Genomic DNA, 15,162 nt, shown 5'->3' on the forward strand with positions numbered 1-15,162 from the left:
AGGGATAAATGATGAGCAGCATGCGTGAACGTATGAATCGGCTGCGCGGAGAGAGCACGGAGAAGGACAGCCAGGTAGAAACAGCAGCTGCTGTGAGCGAGGAGCTGATCTCGCAGGAAGAGAATAAGGAGCAGCTTTCGCCTGTATGGGAGACTTTCGATGTGTTGCTGATGGAGAACGATACGGGCAGCTTCCTGCTTCGGAAAATCGTTTATCCGATCAATTATCGCCATGGTCATCATGCTATAGAAGAGCTTACCAAGGCGGCGCCTGGATTGTCGGCCTTCCATCCTTTGCGTGAAACATTTGCTGAGCAAATTTTGTTTCTCGATCTGGAAACGACTGGGCTCGGCGTAGGAGCGGGTAACATTCCTTTCATGGTCGGCATAGGATATATGTCGAAAGGGCAATTTGTCATCGAGCAAACGTTGATCAGACATCCTGCCGAAGAGAGAGCGATGCTGATGTATTTGGCGGAGAAGCTGAACCATTTCACTTTTCTGGCAACGTACAATGGCAAAACCTTTGATTGGCCGCTCGTTCAAAACCGTTTTATTATGCATGGGCTTAGCCGCAATCTGTGGGAACCGAGGCATCTCGATTTTTTGCATCCTTCGAGGTCATTATGGAAAAACACGCTCGTTTCCTGCAAGCTAAGCCATGTCGAAGAGGAGAGGCTGGGCATTCACCGCGAGGACGATGTGCCAGGCTCGCTTGCGCCGCAGCTATATTTTCAGTTTTTGGCGGATGGAGATCCTGCTCCGCTCGAGGGCGTTTTTCGACATAATGAAATCGATATGCTCTCGCTAGCCTGTCTCGCGATTCGATTTGGGCATTTGCTAAATGGAAATCTCGCGTCTTATATACCTTTGCCGGATGAGCCGGAGGAAATGGTACGTACTGGACTGTGGCTGGAGCGCATGGGAAAAAGCGAGCTTCCCGGCCTATTATTTGTTATGGCAATGAAAGAGGAGCAGGCGAATCCATCAACCCTTATCATGCTCGCCGAGCGTGACAAGAAGGCTGGAAATTGGGTGCGTGCTGTGTTATTGTGGCAGAAGGCTCTTATTCATTCCAAGGCTCATTTCGGGGCGGCAGCCCATGAAGCGAGCATTGAGCTTGCGATGTATTACGAGCATAAGCTCAAAGATTATGAATCAGCTTTAGGGCACGCGAATCTAGCGTTTGAGCATGCATTAAATCATTCGATGCTCGCTCGCCGGGACACCAAAAAAAGAGCGGAGCTTGAAGCGCTGCGCAATCGGATTTCAAGGCTGCGCCGAAAGACAGAAAAACAATTCAAATAATCGGGAAACCTTACTATAGAGCAGATGCGTAAAGCAGACAGCTGCAGTTTAATTGTATTTTATAATGAAAATGTAAGCTTAACAACCGGAATCCAGCAGCTGCCGCTTGCGCATGAGAGGACATACGCTATGACAGTGAAACAAGCAGCAATGCGCGGATTACTTATCGACCTAGACGGCACGTTATATCACGGTACGCATCGTATTGATGGTGCAGACACCTTGATTACTTACTTGCGCGAAACGAAGCTTCCTTTTCGCTTTGTAACCAATAATTCATCGGCAACGCCTGCTGAGGTGGCTGAAAGACTGTTGAAAATGGGGATTCCGGCTTCCGCTGAAGAGGTTTGTACATCCGCGCAAGCGGCGGCTGAGCATATTGCATTCCTGAAGCCAGGCGCTTCTGTGTTTGTAGTTGGTGAGGCTGGTTTAAGGAAAGCCGTTCAAGAGGCGGGCTTATTGCTGACGGAGGAGCAGCCGGATTTTGTCCTGCAAGGGATTGACCGCTCATTCACCTACGAACGGTTGACGAAAGCAGTTCGCTATATTCATAACGGAGCGACATTTATAATGACGAACCCTGATTTGCTGCTGCCATCGAGCGATGGACTCATTCCAGGAGCGGGCTCCATAGGCGCAATGCTTAAGGCTGCAGGAGGCAAAGAGCCTATCCTAATTGGCAAGCCTTCTTCTATTCTTATGAACTATTCCTTAAGGGAGATCGGATTAAAAGCTGACGAAGCATGGGTAGTTGGCGATAATATGGCAACGGACATTGCATTTGGAGTGGCTGCAGGCTGCGGCACGATATTAGTATTAACTGGTCTTACAACGGCTCAAAATATGGAATACTATATGGAACAAGCCGGCTGCAAGCCAACGATTATATGCAAAGACTTAGAAGACCTTCGTTTGTATATTTCTGACCATAAAGAGATATAAGACAAAGCAGACGAAGAAATTAGGAAGGAAGCGTGCTTCATGCAGGAACTGCCGGAACTGGACAATTATCGAGCTTTATTAGCGGAGCAATTCGCAGGAGCTCAAATTACCGGTGTCGAGATCTCTAACGTAAAAACATTTCAAGCTAGTAATGAGCAAATTGAGCGAGACATTGTTGGTAAAGTGATTTGGTTTGTGGAAAGACGCGGCTTGTTCTTATTGTTCCATTTGGACAATGGCAAGCGCCTATTGCTTCAATTGGGGCAGGGGGCTTATTTGTATAAAGGCAGCGAGTCGGAAGAGCCAGCGCGCGCTGCGCAAGTGAAGCTGCATTTTGGCCCAGTGACATTGTTCTGCATTGGACTGCGAGCGGATGCATTGCAGCTGTTGACGGTGAAGGAAGTTGAGGAGAAGCTGGGACGGTTCGGTCCAGATGCTTTGGACAAAAGAATGACGGTTGATCGCTTCATCGCTCGTTTTGCCAAGAAGCGCGGCTCGATCAAAACGTCATTAATGGACCAAAATGTCATTTCAGGCATTGGTGCCGTTTATTCGGATGAAATTTGCTATGCTGCGTCACTGCGCCCCGATGCAAAAATACCGATGTTTGAACGTGAAACGTGGGAACGCCTATACGATTCGATGCATAGTGTATTAAAGGAAGCGATTTCACAGGGCGGAGCAGGAGAGCAGCCTTTTGCCGAAGGAGACAGCTTGACTGGAGGACATCAAGATCATTTTTCAGTTTACGACCGCGAAGGTCAAAACTGCACGCGCTGCGGCGGTGTAATCGAGAAAATTGAAGTGTCTGGTCGAAAAGCATTCGTTTGTTCAGACTGCCAAAAGGATCAGTAACTTCGAATCTGACGTTGAACGGGGGACTCATTCATGATTCATGTTTATTTAGATGATTACCGTGCATGTCCAAAAGGCTTTGTGCTGGCAAGCAATGCTGAAGAATGCAAGCAGCTGCTTGATATGGAGACAATCGGTATTTTATCTCTAGATTACGATCTAGGATGGGCCCAGCCTACTGGCTACGAGGTGGTTCGCCATATCGTAGAGACAGGTCGTTACCCAGAGCAAATCTTCTTGCACACCTCAAGCTCGGCAGGACGTATGCAAATGTACCATGCGCTTTCAACGAACGCGCCAGCCGAGACCAAGCTGCATAATGGTCCAATGCCGGACGCGCTAATAAATAGAATAGCTGGTCGATAATTTTTTCACCCAGACCCTCGAGGGGTTTTACACCCAAACCCTAAAGGGCTTTTTCACCCAGACCCTAAAGGGCTTTTTCACCCAAACCCTAAAGGGCTTTTTAAACCAACCTTTAAAGGCTTTTCGAACCCACCCAAACCCTCCCTTCCAAGGGAGGGCCCCAAGGGTTGCACCCTCTGGACACCCGCAACTGGACAAACGTAGGAGTTGGACATGCGCTAGCGAGCTGCGGAAGAGCATCGAACGCTTTCGTCCCGTTGGGACACGCTTACTCTTTGGTGCACTTGGGTGACCTCTAAAACCGTTAAACGTTGGTGCAACACAGTAGTGGACAAGCCATTTTTGGAGATTGGGTCGCTTTCGTCCTTGCAGGTCACACCCAAACCCTAAAGGGCTTTAAAACCAACCTTTAAAGGCTTTTCGAACCCACCCAAACCCTCCCTTCCAAGGGAGGGCCCCAAGGGTTGCACCCTCTGGACACCCGCAACTGGACAAACGTAAGAGTTGGACATGCGCTCGCGAGCTGCGGAAGAGCATCGAACGCTTTCGTCCCGTTGGGACACGCTTACTCTTAGGTGCACTTGGGTAACCTCTAAAACCGTTAAACGTTGGTGCAACACTGTGGTGGACAAGCCATTTTTGGAGATTGGATCGCTTTCGTCCTTGCAGGACACGCTTTCATGCGAGAGTATGGCGATTGTCCCTACTATACGCTTTCGTGCAAGAAGAAAAGCATTGTCCTTACAGGACACTCTCTTGCGAAACAATGGCGTTCGTCCTGCCAGACGCATTCATAAATGAGAATAGCGTTCGTCCTTTCAGGACGTTTTCTAACATAAGATTCGCTTAACCTTTCTGGACAAGCGTCTAATCGTACTACAAGGGATTGAATAATCTCATTTCGTGGTGCAAATCGTAGTTTAAGAAACTATGTTTTCAGTATTGGTTTCACGAAATGTGACGCATTCGGTTATAATACAAATATTGCTCTTATTTATTGCTTAACAAAGAGGTTAAGCGCATCAATAAGGATCCAAAATTAAAGCGTGTCCCGAAGGGACAAAAGCGAGCCTAGCTCGATTGAATTCGTATGCGTCGCTAAACATCCATCGTTACTCAGGTGTTGAGTCGTTCAGGTAACACTGGTGCATCTAAAGTAAAGCGTGTCCCGCAGGGACGAAAGCGATCCCCTACCAACGTATCTCGCGAGCGCATTTTGAGCACAAACGTTAGTCCACTTGCAGGTGTCCAGAGGACGCAGTCCTTGGGGCCCTCCCTTGGAAGGGAGGGTTTGGGTGGGTTCGAAAAGCCTTTAAGGTTGGTAGTAAGCCTTTAAGGTTGGTAGTAAGCCTTTAAGGTTGGTAGTAAGCCTTTAAGGTTGGTAGTAAGCCTTTGAAGGTTGGTAGTAAGCCTTTAAAGGTTGGCAGATAACCCCTTTAGGGGCAGGGGTGAAAAAAAGGTCCCTCCAAGGGACCCCCCCAGGGTAATTCACATATGAAAGAGGTTTTTGCTACGTGAGTCAATGGATCGGAACAGCCAATCAAACTTATGCGCCTTATGCGATGGAAGAGCTTCGCAGATTGATCGAGGGTGTGGCATTTACGCAGCTTGCTGCGGGAGAAGTGTTTTTAATGACGAGTCCGCAAGCTCGGGAAGAGACGCTGCAGGCTATACTTCAACAGGAGCCGATCTTTTTGCGGCATGTGCAGCCGGTGGATCGGACGATTGAAATTACCGGAAACGCAAATGATCTAGAGCAATTGTCGGATATGGTGCGCAATGCCGTGCTGACCTTTGAAAATAAACGAGTTGCCGTACACATTAGACGAACTTCCAAGTCGGAGTTTGTTTATTCGGCTGCCGATACGAAAGCTGTGCTTGATGCTGTGCTGGAGGAAGTCGACGCGGAGCCTGTTGTACAGCAGCCTGAGGTCATCATTGCGATCTATGCTGCGGTCAATCAGCTTTATATCGGCTTCGGCGCTCCAACGGACATGCTGTCGGATTGGCCAGGCGGAGCTGTTCGCTTCCAGCGAGAAGAAGGACAGGTATCTCGCGCCAAATTTAAGCTGCTTGAAGCTGAGCGTGAGTTCAAGCTAAACTATGCGGGTTATCAGAATGCGCTTGACGTAGGCGCAGCGCCGGGCGGGTGGACATCGCTTCTATTGGAGCGAGGCTTGCGGGTTACTGCAGTTGATCCTGCAGATTTGCATCCATCGCTTTTGGCTTATCCGACGTTAACCTACTTGAAACGGAATGCTTCGGAGGTTAAATTTAACGCCGGTGCGTTTGATTTGCTTGTCTGCGATATGAGCTGGAGCCCGATGCTTATGTGCAAGCTTGTGCTTGATCTTGAGCCTGCCCTTGTGAAGGGCGCTACAGCGATCATCACCGTTAAGCTCATGCACCGGAAACCGCTTCAGACGATTAGAGATGTCATTTCAAGATTGTCGACGGAATTTTTGCTGCAGAAAGCGAAGCAATTGTTTCATAACCGGGAAGAGATTACATTATATCTGATCAAAAAATAACGCAACCGCCCTCGCCGCGAGGCAGGGCTTTCTTTTTGCCCAAACAGACCTGTATGAGCTGAATCCATTCTAACGCGGGGCATGCTAGGCCGATCTAAATGAAGGCATTAGCGCTTAACGCTTATAGGAGGCTTTTTTTGATGCCTAACTTGAAAGCGCTTTATACAAACTTGCGGATCAAGCACAAAATGTTTGTGCTGATCTCCGTCATTATGATCGTCGTTGCCGTACTTGCCATTGTAATCCAGCAATATGCTTTTGATTTTTATGCGCTACGGATTCAACCATTCAGCGCTATTTGAGGTCGATTAAGAGCGATGGCCGGGAGGAGTCGCTTTTTACGGCGTAGCCGAGGCTTATGAAGCAACTGGAAATGAACGCTATATTCAGCTATTGCAGGAATGGGTGGATGAGAAGCTGGAGGATGGCCTCCCTAAGCTATCCGTTAACGGCGTTTCGATTGGGCATGCGCTTATCTCGCTCTATCAGGCAACTGACGATCAAAAGTATTTAGACGTTGCGATTCAAATGGCCGAATACTTAAAGAATGACGCGATTCGCTTCGCGGACGGCATTTTTCAGCATACCGTTAATTCGGAAACGTACAATTTTCCCGAGCAGGCTTGGGTAGATACGATGATGATGGCTGGTTATTTCCTCGTTCGGATGGGACATCTTCTGGACCGCGCCGATTATTTGGAGGATGGCCTGAAGCAGTATCACGGACATGAGCATTTCCTGCAGGATCCGGTTACGAATTTGTATTACCATGGCTGGGACAATATCGCGCAAAACCATATGTCGTCCATTTTCTGGGCTCGCGGCAATTCATGGGCTGCGTTGACGATGGCTAAGGCTCTGCCGCATATTGCCGTCCAGCATCCGTCGTTCATGATCATCGAAGGCTCCATGCGGGATCAGCTCAGCACACTTGTACGTTTGCAAGCCGATAATGGGCTATGGCATACCGTATTGGACGATGAAACCTCCTACCATGAATCATCGGGCTCTGCAGGTATTGCAACTGGCTTGTTCGCTTTTGGCTCCTTATACAATAAATACATTCAACGTTCTATTGACGGTATTTTAAGCCAAATTACCGAGGATGGGGCAGTGCTGAATGTGTCTGCCGGAACGGCTGTTATGAATGATCAGCAGGGCTATCGCGACGTCGCGCACAAGCGTGTGCAGGGCTGGGGCCAGGGACTGGCGCTTGCGTTTCTATCGGAGCTGCTCCATACCCAAAACGCGTTTTCTAAACGATGACACATTGTTTTATTCATCCATTTTATGTTAAAGTAGCACTAATCAATTAGAATCAGGAAAGCATCCTGATGCCGTTTGTACCTACACAAACGGCGTCGGGATGCTTTTTTTTGTTGGCCATAAGGAGGAGGTAACGGTATGGATAGTCCGGATAGCCTGCAAACTTTATTTAATCCTTTCCCATTGGGTGCGATTGTCGGTGGACGATATCGGATTGTTGGCATTTTAGGCCGCGGGGGTATGGGCGTAGTCTATGCAGCGGATGATCTCAAGCTTGCTGGCAACCTACGAGCGGTGAAAGTCATTGCGCCTATTCCAGGCGGCCGCGGCAGATACGCTGGCGAAGCTTATATGATGATGAAGGTCAACCATCCGCATTTGCCATTGATTATGGATTATTACTCGCCTGTAGAGCATGATTTTGAAGCGCTGGTCATGGAGTACATTGATGGCCGCACCGTTGCTGAATTAATTCGTTCAAGGCATGTTGCAGTGACCTTTAGTCAAATGATCCATATCGGCTTGCAGCTCTGTGCCGCGCTTATCCATTTGCATGGACATGCACCGCCCATTATTCACCGCGACCTGAAGCCAACAAATGTCATTATTGATCAGAAATGGCATGTAAAGCTGATCGATTTCGGCATTTCGCGACAATACAAGGAGGGACAGCAGCAGGATACCGCTCAGCTTGGAACGGTCGGCTTCGCCGCGCCGGAGCAGGAGGGAATGGGGCAAAGCGACGAACGGACAGATGTATACGGGCTGGGAGCGCTGCTCTATTTCATGGCTAGCGGAGGAGAGATCTATAATCAAATAGCAGGAAGCAGAGGAGATCGCGCTCCTTTTGCTCATCTGCTGCCTGATATTCCGAATATATTCATTGCGGTGCTGCGGCGTTTGCTCCAGTCCGATCCGAATTTGCGTTTTCGCTCCATGCTGGAGGTAGAAGAGGCACTTAAGCCTTTTGCGTCTTCGCAAATAAATGACACTCCAGGTCATAATCTAGAGCTCAATAAGATAAATTTCCGAGCACGAGGAACGATGATTTGCATGTTGTCATTAGCTCCCGGAGCAGGATCAACCTTTCTTTCTCATACGCTTGCTGCCTTTCTAGGGCAGCTGGGCACATCCGTTTCAGCAGCTGAATACGAGCAGGCAAGGCCGGAATGGCATGCTTGGTTTTCCGGGCTTAAACGAGCAAAGAACGGCAATTGGAAGGAAAGTATGGCACTCGATCAACGTTATGTTCACTATAAACAAGAAGAAAGCACAGTGAATTGGTTCTCGCTTCGACCTGAAAGCAATCAAGCATTCACTCAGGATGAGCAGCGATTTGCCAGGATGCTTCAGCATGCTGGAAGCGTGATTAATCTAATCGATTTGTCCGGCAAATGGATTGAGCCGGGTGCGCTTTCACTGCTTCAGCAAGCAAGATTCGTCTTTGTGGTCGGAGATCCGGCTGTCGCCAAATGGCAAACGAATGAGCTAAGGCAGTTAGTCTCTTTAGGACAAGCGCTGCAGCGTAACGGCGGCAAGATGAAATATATTGCGAACAAGGATTTGGCGTTCCGCGGCAGAAACGAATGGCTGTCCTTGTTCCCGGAACGGCCATTTGCTATCGTGCCAAGGCTGCCGGAGGAGACGCTGCTTACGCTGCAATGGAATGGCCTGTGGGCAGCGGATGACATGCGTTTGCGCAGGAGGCTAAACCAAGCACTGATGCCTATTTTTAAGCTCATTTACAATGAAATAAACACGGAATGACCATTTATGTGGTACAATGATACGGGTAAAAACGAGAACGTTGCAAGCTTTCATTAAGGTGTATACATGAATGGAGATAAAAGACAAATGAGTTTGTTAACAGTAGAGCAATTATCACATACGTTTGGCGATCGGGTATTGTTTAGAAATGTATCCTTCAGATTGCTGGCCGGGGAGCATGTAGGGCTGGTTGGCGCGAATGGTACAGGAAAATCGACGCTTATGAACATATTGACAGGCAAGCTATTGAAAGACGAGGGCAAGGTGGAATGGACGCCACGCGTTCGTTACGGTTACTTGGACCAGCATACGAAGCTTGAAGCGGGCAAAACGATCCGCGACGTGCTGAAGGATGCATTTCTGCCCATGCTCGTTTTAGAAGAGGAGCTAAACAGCATTGCTGCACAAATGGGCGATGCCGACGCAGATACGCTTGATCAGCTTCTTATTCGGATGGGCGAGATTCAAGAAGAGCTTGAGATAGGCGATTTCTATTTAATCGACGTAAAGGTTGATGAAATGGCGAACGGCTTAGGCCTTAATGCCATTGGCCTTGACCGTGACGTGACGGCGCTCAGCGGTGGACAGCGGACGAAGGTACTGCTCGCCAAGCTGCTGCTTGAGAAGCCAGGGGTACTATTGCTCGATGAGCCTACGAACTATTTGGATGAAGAGCATATTAACTGGCTGACCAACTATTTGAAAAATTATCCGCATGCCTTTGTTCTTATTTCTCATGAAACGGGCTTCATGAATCAGGTCGTCAACGTGATCTATCATCTTGAATTTACGAAGATGACGCGTTATTCGGCCAATTACGAGAAATTTCTTGAAATGGCGGATCTTAATAAGGCACAGCATATCGATGCTTACGAGAAGCAGAAGGATTACATTAAGAAGCAAGAGGAATTTATTAATAAAAACAAAGCGCGTGCCTCTACATCGGGCCGAGCCAAGAGCCGGGAGAAGCAGCTGGATCGCATTGACCGGATCGATAAACCCGAAGAAGCGGCGAAGCCTACCTTTAACTTTAGAGAATCCAGAACGAGCGGCAAAACTGTTTTTGAAGCGGAAGGCATGGTGATTGGCTACAATAAACCACTTTTGCCTAAGATGGATATGGTTATTGAGCGCGGTGATAAAATTGCAATCGTAGGCTGCAATGGTGTCGGCAAATCAACGCTCTTGAAGACGATACTCGGCGTTATTCCGGCGCTTGATGGCAAAACCTATCTCGGTGACTACTTGAGTCCAGCCTATTTTGAACAAGAAGCGAAAGCTCCGACGATGACCCCTCTGGATGACGTATGGGATGAGTTTTCCTTTATGAACCAGCATGAGGTTCGTGCTGCACTTGCCCGCTGCGGATTGAAAAATGAGCATATTACTCGTGCGCTTAATCAGCTTAGCGGCGGTGAGCAGGCGAAGGTTCGTCTTTGCAAGCTGATGCTGCGCGAGAGCAACTGGATCTTGTTCGATGAGCCAACGAATCATTTGGATGTCGTTGCCAAAGCAGAGTTGAAAAGGGCACTTCAAGCCTATAAAGGCACAGTAGTACTTGTCTCACATGAGCCTGATTTCTACGAGGATTGGGTGACCAAAACTTGGGATGTAGAAGCTTGGTCGATGCAAACGCAGAAGTGATCCTTTATACGGTCAGCAATCGCCGGTCTACTTTTTCTGTAGATCGGCTTGCTTGCATTTGCGAAACGTCTTCATTATGATGAAATTAACTGTTCTTTTATAAAGAACATCTATTTTGCATGATGACATGAGATTATTTACAACAGGAAGCAGGTGAACCTCTAGGATGAAGGAACGTATTCTTGTCGTAGAAGACGAAACAGGCATTTCCCGTATATTGCAGCTTGAACTGGAGCATGAAGGTTATACCGTGGGGACTGCGGCAGATGGGCGCACAGGCTATGAAATGGCATCAACAGGCGATTGGGAGCTAGTATTGCTAGACGTCATGCTGCCTGAGATGAGTGGCATTGAAGTGCTGAGATTATTGCGTCAAGCCGGCAATCCAGTACCGATAATATTATTGACTGCACGGGATACTGTGCCAGATAAAGTTAGCGGCTTCGAGCATGGAGCCAATGACTATATAACGAAGCCGTTTGCAATGGAAGAGCTGCTTGCGCGCGTGCGCAACATATTGCGCATATTCCAGCAGTACCCTAAGGAAGCGGAAGGTTCAGATATGATTAAGGTCGGAGATCTGACGATTGAGCTGCGCACGCGCAAAGTCTTTCGGAAAGATCTCTTAATCGAACTGACGCCGCGCGAGTTTGAGCTGCTTGTTTACCTTGTTGAGAACAAGAACGATGAAAAATCGCGCGAGGATATATTATCAGAGGTTTGGGGCTATGACTTTATTGGGGAAACGAACCTCGTCGACGTTTACATTCGTTATTTGCGCCAAAAGCTGGACAAGGGCTACCGGCATAAGCTCATTCATACGGTACGCGGAGTAGGCTATATGATAAAGGAGCCGGATGCATGACACTTCGCAAACGGTTCACACTTTTTACGATTTTTTGGCTGATCTTTATTTTGATTCTGTTCAATATTTTCGTTTATTTTTATGTGATCAAAATAACGACAGAAAGCGAAGAAGAGGTTATTGCCAACAAGGTGAATCTCATGCTTGAGAATCCCCGAATACAGAGCGGTCGAGGGTTAAATTACCCGGAGCTGCTCAATGAGTACTACAATGTAAATGAAATGATTCGCATCATTGCGCCTAATAACAGAGTCGTTAATATTACGGGCTCAAACGAGCTTCTTCAGGAGCTTCCGGCGACCTTCGAGACCCATCATCACACAGGGATGATTACGAAGGGCGGAGAGCGTATTTTGTATATGCGCGTGCCGCTATATGACGGGAACCGCGTCATTGCGATGCTCGAGGTTAATCGGATATTGGACGAACTGGACAATTACCTGCAGGTGCTGGTCGCTGCGCTTAGCGTAACAAGCGGAGGCGCAATCCTGTTCGCCATATTCGGTACGTATTGGTTTACCTCCAGATTGACGGCTCCGATTCAACAGATGGTGAATACGATGCGGGAAATCGATCGCAGCGGCAAGCTCAGACAAATTGAGCTGAGCAGCAAGGAAGAATCCGCGGAGCTGCTGCAGCTCGTTCGCGCTTTCAACCAAATGATTGAGCGGCTTGATCGCACCTTTGCAAAGCAGAAGCAGTTCGTAGCGGACGCTTCGCATGAGCTTAAGACACCGCTTACCGTTATTAGCAGCTATGCGGGAATGCTCAAGCGCTGGGGACGCGATGACGAGAGCTTGCGCAATGAAGCGATCGAGGCGATCGATAAGGAAGCTAACCGTTTGCAAAATTTAACGAAATCGATGCTTATGCTTGCCGAAGCGGAGCAGGAGGATTGGCTGCGTCAGGAGCTGTTCGACGTTGTGCAGGTGGTTGATGAGCTTGCGACGATGCTTCAAACGACCTTCGGTCGTCCTATTCGCGTAAAAGCGATGTCTAAGGTCGTGCGCATGGTCGGTGACAAGGACAAAATCAGGCAGCTGCTCGTTATTTTGCTGGACAATGCCATTAAATATTCGAAGGACCCCATAGATGTGACGATTACGCTCGTTAGGCATATTGTCAAAATCGAGGTCAAGGATAAAGGCATGGGCATACCTGAAAATGAAATTCCGCATCTGTTCGAACGGTTTTACCGCGTAGACGGTGCTAGAAGCCGCGCAACCGGCGGAGTCGGGCTTGGTCTGTCGATTGCCAAGCGGATCGTTGACTTGCATGAAGGCAAAGTTGACATATTCAGCTTGCCGGATTTAGGAACGACGATTACGCTGCAGTTCAAGCAGAGGAAACAATAACTTTTTGTGATGGAGGCTGCAAAAATTGAAGTTTCGCACGGCAGCAGTTCAATATAAGCTTGCTGATATTAGCTCATTTGAGCAATTCGCCGAGCAAGTGACGCACTATGTGCGAAATGCTTCGGAATACGGGGTTCAATTTGTTTTGTTCCCCGAGTTTTTTACGACACAATTAATGTCTATCGGAGATGAGCAGGGGAGGGCGCTTCCGATTGATCGGCTTCCCGATTTCACGGAAGACTACTTGCACTTGTTTCGCTCCTTGGCAGCTGAATACGCTGTTTATATTATTGGCGGCACGCATGTCTTAAAGACTGCTGATGGTACACTTCGGAATGCTGCGCATCTCTTTCATCCGGATGGCAAAATCGACGTTCAGCATAAAATTCATATTACGCCCTCAGAGATAGAAGGCTGGAATATGTCGGCTGGCGATGGCCTTGAAGTGTTTGACACTGCATACGGTACAATTGCCATGCTGACCTGTTATGATATTGAATTTCCCGAGATCGTTCGAATGGCCCGCGCGAAGGGAGCAGATGTTATATTTTGCCCCTCGTGTACGGATGACCGGCATGGCTTTTATCGCGTCAGATATTGCTGTCATGCCAGAGCTGTTGAAAATCAAATCTATATTGTCACAACAGGTACAGTTGGCTCACTCCGCAAAGTCGATTTGATGCGTGCAAACTTTGGCCAGGCGGCCATTATTGCCCCCAATGACATTCCGTTTCCTCCAGCTGGCATTTTGAGCGAAGGGATTATCAATGAGGATATGCTCGTCGTTGCCGATCTCGATCTAGCGCTGCTCGCGGAAGTAAGGACAAAAGGCTCGGTAACGACCTGGCGGGACCGTCGTACCGACTTGTACACAGATTGGCAGTAATCAGCGATCCTGCTTGTTGTTGTAAATGAGAAGGGTGGACCGCTATGCGCAAAGATCTATACTTGTTTGTTGAAGGGAAGCCGGTTAAAGCCATTATTCGGAATTATCATTTTACAGATCCATTTCAACTTCAACAAAGGGGATAAAGATCATGCTTATTTATCATCGTATCAGCTCGATTGAAGACAAATATTTTGGTTCATTTCATAAGCTATTGAAAACGATTTTCCCTCCTGAGGAGGTACTGGCGTACGAGCTATGGCGGGAACCGCTTGAGGACGAGACCATTCATGTATATCGCGCTGCTGACAAGCTAGAGCTTCTTCCGCTATGACGAAACTTATATTTAGAGGTACTGGTGATTCCATGGGCGTTCCTCGTGTTTATTGCGACTGCGAGGTCTGCACGGAGGCGCGGGCTACGAACGAAAATCGACGTTTAAGATCATCGTTACAGATTGAGGATCAGGAAGCGGGTACGGTATGGATCGATTGCGGACCGGATTTCTCGAAGCAGTTAGAAGCGGCGGAATTGCGGTCAGTTGATACGCTGCTGATCACGCATGCTCATTTTGACCATATTGGTGGACTTGTGGAATGGGCAGATGCTTGCCGCTGGACGGAGAAGAAGGGACAAGCCATCGCGCCCTCGGAAGTGATTGGGGAGATATTGAACCGCTTCCCATGGCTTAGCAATCAAATTGATTTTCAATCCTTCGATCAGCCGATTATACTTGGCAAATGGCGTGCATCCAGTTGGCGCGTCAACCACGGAAAAAACGGCTATGCCTACGCATTTCGTTTCGAACATACGGAAAAGGACTGCAATTGGGTTTATTGCTCGGATTCCATCGGTTTGACGGAGGAAATGCAGCAGCCGCTTGCTGATTTGGACTTGCTTGTCCTCGGAACCAGCTTCTATCAAGAGCCATTCGCTTATGAAACTAGATCCATCTATGACGTGCTTGAAGCGATCGAGCTTGTTAAGAAATGGGAACCAAAGCGGACGATCTTTACCCACATGTCTCATGACATTGATCTTCGTAGAGAGTATGACCTGCCGGAGCGAGTGGAATTTGCCCGCACGGGTATGAGCATCACCATTTGAATGCAATGAATAACTGGTAATCGCTTGACAATTGGCTTGTCTTTTTTGTACATTATTGGAGTAACCTTTTTTTTACCACTATATGTGTCTAAAGGGGAAATTTCAATGTTTGCTGGTGTCTTTAACTCATAAATTGGATATAGTCAGATGATCGATGGTCTTGCGACGTATGCTTAGTGCAAAAATGCGCTCAGCGGCAAGGCTTTATTTCGTGATCTGGCGCCAAGAGTTAAGGACATGAGGATTTCCGCCTGAAGTTATTCGACAGCGG

Annotated in this window: 13 protein-coding genes and 1 pseudogene; all 14 read left to right on the forward strand. The window is 48.1% G+C overall.

Annotated elements, in window-relative coordinates; all coding sequences use genetic code 11:
- Nucleotides 1–8: 8 nt before the first annotated feature.
- The 14 genes and pseudogenes from AC2TDN_RS19820 to AC2TDN_RS19885 all read left to right on the forward strand — a co-directional run bounded on the left by AC2TDN_RS19820 (nucleotide 9) and on the right by AC2TDN_RS19885 (nucleotide 14,891).
- Nucleotides 9–1,307: a ribonuclease H-like domain-containing protein gene (locus AC2TDN_RS19820; protein WP_484689935.1), complete on the forward strand. Its 1,299-nt coding sequence runs from the start codon at nucleotides 9–11 to the stop codon at nucleotides 1,305–1,307.
- A gap of 129 nt (nucleotides 1,308–1,436) precedes the next feature.
- On the forward strand, nucleotides 1,437–2,249 hold the full coding sequence (locus AC2TDN_RS19825) for a TIGR01457 family HAD-type hydrolase (RefSeq protein ID WP_484689936.1): 813 nt from the start codon (nucleotides 1,437–1,439) through the stop codon (nucleotides 2,247–2,249).
- Nucleotides 2,250–2,288: 39 nt separating this feature from the next.
- Nucleotides 2,289–3,104: an Fpg/Nei family DNA glycosylase gene (locus AC2TDN_RS19830; RefSeq protein WP_484689938.1), complete on the forward strand. Its 816-nt coding sequence runs from the start codon at nucleotides 2,289–2,291 to the stop codon at nucleotides 3,102–3,104.
- 33 nt (nucleotides 3,105–3,137) lie between these two features.
- The gene (locus tag AC2TDN_RS19835) at nucleotides 3,138–3,470 is read left to right on the forward strand and encodes a cyclic-phosphate processing receiver domain-containing protein (RefSeq protein WP_484689939.1); all 333 of its coding nucleotides are present in this window, start codon (nucleotides 3,138–3,140) and stop codon (nucleotides 3,468–3,470) included.
- Nucleotides 3,471–4,984: 1,514 nt separating this feature from the next.
- A complete protein-coding gene (locus tag AC2TDN_RS19840) occupies nucleotides 4,985–6,001 on the forward strand; it encodes a 23S rRNA (cytidine(2498)-2'-O)-methyltransferase RlmM (protein WP_482065813.1) in 1,017 nt (338 codons plus the stop codon).
- Between the two features lie 140 nt (nucleotides 6,002–6,141).
- Nucleotides 6,142–6,303 (forward strand): hypothetical protein, encoded by a 162-nt coding sequence (locus AC2TDN_RS19845; protein WP_484689940.1) that lies wholly within the window; start codon nucleotides 6,142–6,144, stop codon nucleotides 6,301–6,303.
- Between the two features lie 16 nt (nucleotides 6,304–6,319).
- Nucleotides 6,320–7,267 (forward strand): annotated as a pseudogene (locus tag AC2TDN_RS19850) (glycoside hydrolase family 88/105 protein); the annotation flags it as partial.
- 138 nt (nucleotides 7,268–7,405) lie between these two features.
- A complete protein-coding gene (locus AC2TDN_RS19855) occupies nucleotides 7,406–9,034 on the forward strand; it encodes a serine/threonine-protein kinase (protein ID WP_484689941.1) in 1,629 nt (542 codons plus the stop codon).
- Between the two features lie 87 nt (nucleotides 9,035–9,121).
- The gene (locus AC2TDN_RS19860; protein WP_482065820.1) at nucleotides 9,122–10,678 is read left to right on the forward strand and encodes an ABC-F family ATP-binding cassette domain-containing protein; all 1,557 of its coding nucleotides are present in this window, start codon (nucleotides 9,122–9,124) and stop codon (nucleotides 10,676–10,678) included.
- Between the two features lie 166 nt (nucleotides 10,679–10,844).
- Nucleotides 10,845–11,543 (forward strand): response regulator transcription factor, encoded by a 699-nt coding sequence (locus AC2TDN_RS19865; protein WP_484689942.1) that lies wholly within the window; start codon nucleotides 10,845–10,847, stop codon nucleotides 11,541–11,543.
- Nucleotides 11,540–12,898: a HAMP domain-containing sensor histidine kinase gene (locus AC2TDN_RS19870; RefSeq protein ID WP_484689943.1), complete on the forward strand. Its 1,359-nt coding sequence runs from the start codon at nucleotides 11,540–11,542 to the stop codon at nucleotides 12,896–12,898. The genes AC2TDN_RS19865 and AC2TDN_RS19870 overlap by 4 nt, the downstream gene beginning before the upstream one ends.
- A 25-nt stretch (nucleotides 12,899–12,923) precedes the next feature.
- Entirely contained in the window at nucleotides 12,924–13,784 is an 861-nt protein-coding gene (locus AC2TDN_RS19875) for a carbon-nitrogen hydrolase family protein (RefSeq protein ID WP_484689944.1), read from the forward strand.
- A gap of 151 nt (nucleotides 13,785–13,935) precedes the next feature.
- Nucleotides 13,936–14,118 carry a hypothetical protein gene (locus tag AC2TDN_RS19880; RefSeq protein ID WP_484689945.1) on the forward strand — a complete coding sequence of 61 codons (183 nt, stop codon included), beginning with the start codon at nucleotides 13,936–13,938 and terminating at the stop codon, nucleotides 14,116–14,118.
- On the forward strand, nucleotides 14,115–14,891 hold the full coding sequence (locus AC2TDN_RS19885; protein WP_484689946.1) for an MBL fold metallo-hydrolase: 777 nt from the start codon (nucleotides 14,115–14,117) through the stop codon (nucleotides 14,889–14,891). Before AC2TDN_RS19880 ends, AC2TDN_RS19885 begins: the two co-directional genes overlap by 4 nt.
- The last annotated feature ends 271 nt before the right edge of the window (nucleotides 14,892–15,162 follow it).

Source organism: Paenibacillus sp. Y660 (assembly GCF_057221575.1).

What these genes read in the sequence shown, in the direction of transcription:
- AC2TDN_RS19865 (WP_484689942.1), top strand. Translation starts at nt 10,845, where the DNA reads ATGAAGGAACGTATTCTTGTCGTAGAAGACGAAACAGGCATTTCCCGT.
- AC2TDN_RS19885 (WP_484689946.1), top strand. Translation starts at nt 14,115, where the DNA reads ATGACGAAACTTATATTTAGAGGTACTGGTGATTCCATGGGCGTTCCT.
- AC2TDN_RS19860 (WP_482065820.1), top strand. Translation starts at nt 9,122, where the DNA reads ATGAGTTTGTTAACAGTAGAGCAATTATCACATACGTTTGGCGATCGG.
- AC2TDN_RS19825 (WP_484689936.1), top strand. Translation starts at nt 1,437, where the DNA reads ATGACAGTGAAACAAGCAGCAATGCGCGGATTACTTATCGACCTAGAC.
- AC2TDN_RS19845 (WP_484689940.1), top strand. Translation starts at nt 6,142, where the DNA reads ATGCCTAACTTGAAAGCGCTTTATACAAACTTGCGGATCAAGCACAAA.
- AC2TDN_RS19855 (WP_484689941.1), top strand. Translation starts at nt 7,406, where the DNA reads ATGGATAGTCCGGATAGCCTGCAAACTTTATTTAATCCTTTCCCATTG.
- AC2TDN_RS19820 (WP_484689935.1), top strand. Translation starts at nt 9, where the DNA reads ATGATGAGCAGCATGCGTGAACGTATGAATCGGCTGCGCGGAGAGAGC.
- AC2TDN_RS19870 (WP_484689943.1), top strand. Translation starts at nt 11,540, where the DNA reads ATGACACTTCGCAAACGGTTCACACTTTTTACGATTTTTTGGCTGATC.
- AC2TDN_RS19880 (WP_484689945.1), top strand. Translation starts at nt 13,936, where the DNA reads ATGCTTATTTATCATCGTATCAGCTCGATTGAAGACAAATATTTTGGT.
- AC2TDN_RS19830 (WP_484689938.1), top strand. Translation starts at nt 2,289, where the DNA reads ATGCAGGAACTGCCGGAACTGGACAATTATCGAGCTTTATTAGCGGAG.
- AC2TDN_RS19835 (WP_484689939.1), top strand. Translation starts at nt 3,138, where the DNA reads ATGATTCATGTTTATTTAGATGATTACCGTGCATGTCCAAAAGGCTTT.